This window comes from Archangium sp., assembly GCF_036389735.1.
Classification (GTDB): Bacteria; Myxococcota; Myxococcia; order Myxococcales; family Myxococcaceae; genus Archangium.
Window position 1 is genome coordinate 1 of record NZ_DASVWK010000663.1, and the last position, 2,767, is coordinate 2,767.

The following is a 2,767-nucleotide window of genomic DNA, read 5'->3' on the forward strand; positions in this document are numbered from 1 at the left end:
GATGCGCACCAGTTGGATGGCCAACGCCCGGGACTCGCCCTCGAAGCCAGGGGCAATGGCGTCCACGAACAGGGGCGTGGCGACCATGCCCGCCGCCACGAAGACGCTGGTGGCCAACGCCATCAACCCGAAGATGGCCCCCGCCAGCCGATCCGCCTCCTCCTGGTTCTTCTGCCCCAGCAGCTGGGCGTAGACCGGGATGAAGGAGCCGGACAGCACGCCCTCGCCAAAGAGGTTCTGCAGGAAGTTGGGGATGCGCAGCGCCGCCTTGAACACCGCGGCCAGCACGCCGTTGCCCAGGTAGTGCGCGAAGACCCGCTCGCGCACCAGCCCCATCAACCGCGAGGCGAGAATGCCCGCCGCCACGAACAGCGCCCCACTCCCGCGCCCACCTCGGGCGGGAGCACCGGGCGACACCGGGCGGATTTCGGGAGTGGGCGGAAGTCCGGAACGTGGAGGGGGAACAGTCAAGCGGCCGGCACTCTATGCGGAGCGTTCACCCGCTTGAAGCGCGAATGCCGCTCCCCATGGTTTCCCTTGACGGTTAACCCTGAGGCCGCGATGGTCAGCGCTCCCATGGCTGGTTCTCCAGATAACGACCTCTCAAGCGATGTCGCGCTCGTCCGCCGCGTGCTGGCGCGCGAACTGGAGACCATCAACGAGTACGAGGCCTTCGCCCGCGCCGCCAGCAGCCCGGAGCTTCGCGACTTCTTCCTGCACCTCGCCGCCGAGGAGAAGGAGCACGTCGCCGAGGCCGTCCACATGCTCCGCCTGCTGGACGCCGGACAGGAGGCCCACTTTGGGAACCCCGTCACCACGGGCCACTTCCAGGGCGCCATCGCCGGGGCGAAGCCCGCCGCCCCCCCCGCCGCGCCGAAGCCCGCGGCGCCTTCCGAGCCACCCGCCGCTGCCGCCTCCCCGCCCCGCGGTGGGCGTGGCGGTCCTAGCGAGCCGCCTCCCGGGCTCGTCCAACCCCAGCGCGTCCTCTACGGCGTGCCTGCTCCCCCGCCCAGCCCGGGCGTCCAACCCCTGACCGTCGGCTCGCTGCGGCGCAGCCGCTGAGTCCGTACCTCAATTGGAGCTTTCCCATGCCTGACTTCCTTGGACATGCCGAGAACCCGCTGCGCGAGGACGAGTGGGCCCGCCTCAACGAGACGGTGATCCAGGTCGCCCGCCGCTCGCTGGTGGGCCGTCGCATCCTGGACATCTACGGCCCGCTGGGCGCCGGGGTGCAGACGGTGCCCCATGACGAGTACACCGGCGTCAGCCCGGGCGCGGTGGACATCGTCGGCGAACAGGAGACGGCCTCCGTCTTCACCGACGCGCGCAAGTTCAAGACGATCCCCATCATCTACAAGGACTTCCTGCTGCACTGGCGCGACATCGAGGCCGCGCGCCTGCACAACATGCCCCTGGACGTGTCGGCCGCCGCTGGCGCCGCCGCCCTCTGCGCCCAGCAGGAAGACGAGCTCATCTTCTACGGGGACCCCAAGCTGGGCCACGAGGGGCTGATGAACGCCGCGGGCCGCCTCACCGCGCCGCTCGGGGACTGGACCGCGCCGGGCGCCGGCTACCTCTCCATCGTCGAGGCCACCCGCAAGCTCAACGAGTCCGGCCACTACGGCCCCTACGCCGTCATCCTCTCGCCCCGCCTCTTCTCCATGCTGCACCGCATCTTCGAGAAGACGGGCGTGCTGGAGATCGAAACCATCCGCCAGCTCGCCTCCGACGGCGTCTTCCAGTCCAACCGGCTGCGCGGTGACTCGGGCGTGATCGTCTCCACCGGCCGCGAGAACATGGACCTCGCGGTGGCCATGGACATGGTCGCCGCCTACCTGGGCGCCTCGCGGATGAACCACCCCTTCCGCGTGCTCGAGTCCCTCATCCTGCGCATCAAGCACCCCGACTCCATCTGCACCCTCGAGAGCAACCCGGGTCGCGGCTAGCCGCGCGCCCGCCCCCCATGGCGAAAGTACTGGTCATCGACGACGAGGCGAACCTGCGCAAGGTGCTCGCCGCCATGCTGCGCCGTGACGGCTTCGACGTCACGGTCGCCTCGGATGGAGAGCAGGGGCTCGCCGAGTTCAACAAGAATGGCGCGGACATCGTGGTGACGGACCTCGTCATGCCCAAGGCCGGCGGCATGGAGGTGCTGCGCTCCGTCAACGCCGCCAACCCCGACGTCCCCGTCATCATCATCACCGCCCACGGCACGGTGGACTCGGCCGTCGAGGCCATCAAGGCCGGCGCCTTCGACTACGTCACCAAGCCCTTCGATCAGTCGGAGCTGTCGGCCGTCATCGCCAAGGCCGCCAAGGCGCACGACGTCGCCCAGCGCTCGGTGCGCGCCGACGCCAAGGCCCGCGCCGCCATCATCGGCGAGTCCACCCAGCTCCAGGACGTCTTCAAGATCATCGACAAGGTGGCGGACACCCCCTCCACCGTCCTCATCACCGGCGAGAGCGGCACCGGTAAGGAGCTCATCGCATCCGCCCTGCACGGCGCCTCCAGCCGCCGCGACAAGCCGTTCATCAAGATCAACTGCGCCGCCATTCCCCACAACCTCCTCGAATCCGAGCTCTTCGGCTACGAGCGCGGGGCCTTCACCGGCGCCGTCACCTCCAAGCCCGGTCGCTTCGAGCTGGCCGACGGTGGCACCCTCTTCCTCGACGAGATTGGAGAAATCCCCGTCGAGATGCAGGTGAAGCTGCTGCGCGCGCTGCAGGAGGGCGAGTTCGAGCGCGTGGGCGGCATCAAGACGACGCGC

4 protein-coding genes are annotated in these 2,767 nt (G+C 69.4%); 3 read left to right on the forward strand and 1 reads right to left on the reverse strand.

What is annotated here, in order from left to right:
* A partial coding sequence (locus VF794_RS23285; protein ID WP_414640944.1) for a lipid II flippase MurJ occupies positions 1-372 on the reverse strand: 372 nt, incomplete at its 3' end.
* Between the two features lie 204 nt (positions 373-576).
* Here VF794_RS23285 and VF794_RS23290 point away from each other — a divergent pair.
* The 3 genes from VF794_RS23290 to VF794_RS23300 form a co-directional block, all read left to right on the forward strand.
* Positions 577-1,062 carry a ferritin gene (locus VF794_RS23290; RefSeq protein WP_331113955.1) on the forward strand — a complete coding sequence of 162 codons (486 nt, stop codon included), beginning with the start codon at positions 577-579 and terminating at the stop codon, positions 1,060-1,062.
* Between the two features lie 26 nt (positions 1,063-1,088).
* The gene (locus VF794_RS23295; protein ID WP_331113957.1) at positions 1,089-1,946 is read left to right on the forward strand and encodes a family 1 encapsulin nanocompartment shell protein; all 858 of its coding nucleotides are present in this window, start codon (positions 1,089-1,091) and stop codon (positions 1,944-1,946) included.
* 17 nt (positions 1,947-1,963) lie between these two features.
* On the forward strand, positions 1,964-2,767 hold an 804-nt coding region (locus tag VF794_RS23300; protein WP_331113959.1), incomplete at its 3' end, for a sigma-54 dependent transcriptional regulator.